The following is a 715-nucleotide window of genomic DNA, read 5'->3' as shown; positions in this document are numbered from 1 at the left end:
ATCTAAAAATCACACAAACATCTAATCCATTGCTACGCTTAAAGCGATCAACTTGATATTAGCGTCGCTTTCCACAAGCGTCCATCTTTCGAAAACTCCATGCGTAGAGCGTACGTCTTAAACTCATACTTTAGCCACTGCTGTACATAGCCGATTAACACATCGACTCTACCTGGGGCCTCTTTGCTAGGTGATCCTAGCTCTGCAATAACATCTTGAACACACCATGCTTGAGCTATACGACCAAGCACATCTTCCGTATATGCCGAATAACCTTCGTGAGGCTGCACAAAAAAATGAATGTGATTTAATTTTCCCGAACGAAACCCAATCTCTATACCAGATTTAATAAACTTATAAAATTTTGTCTTACCTTCCGGGTCATTATAGTTATCCGGGGTTTCCGAAACGGCTGGCAATTCTCCGACTTTTCGACATAAGTCGGTGACTATTTCCCCGTTTTCATCCTGACCAAGAGCCCGAACAAAATCCGACAAAGTGTTCATTATTTAATAACCCCCGTATTGCGATTTCTTTCAACTATTTTTTGAACAGTTTCATCTACTAACTTCGAATCATAACCTCGACTGTTCAGATTTGCCCGCAAAGCTTCTGTGTCACGACAAACTGCACCGCACAGGTCCGCTGCATCTTGCTGAATCTGAGCAGGAGTATTTTTCCCGCCATACGTCGGACCTGCAATATGTACATCTCG

General features: G+C 42.7%; 1 protein-coding gene and 1 pseudogene. Both read right to left on the bottom strand.

The window, feature by feature from the left end; translation table 11 throughout:
• Positions 1 to 47: 47 nt before the first annotated feature.
• A complete protein-coding gene (locus NTD82_RS00380; RefSeq protein WP_262127381.1) occupies positions 48 to 506 on the bottom strand; it encodes a hypothetical protein in 459 nt (152 codons plus the stop codon).
• Positions 506 to 715, bottom strand: a pseudogene (locus NTD82_RS00375) (hypothetical protein); the annotation flags it as partial. The gene NTD82_RS00380 and the pseudogene NTD82_RS00375, both read right to left, overlap by 1 nt.

Source organism: Pseudomonas sp. 5P_5.1_Bac1 (genome assembly GCF_025466015.1).
GTDB lineage: Bacteria > Pseudomonadota > Gammaproteobacteria > Pseudomonadales > Pseudomonadaceae > Aquipseudomonas.
The sequence above is the reverse complement of the archived record's forward strand: the minus strand, read 5'-3'. Positions and strand labels throughout refer to the sequence as shown.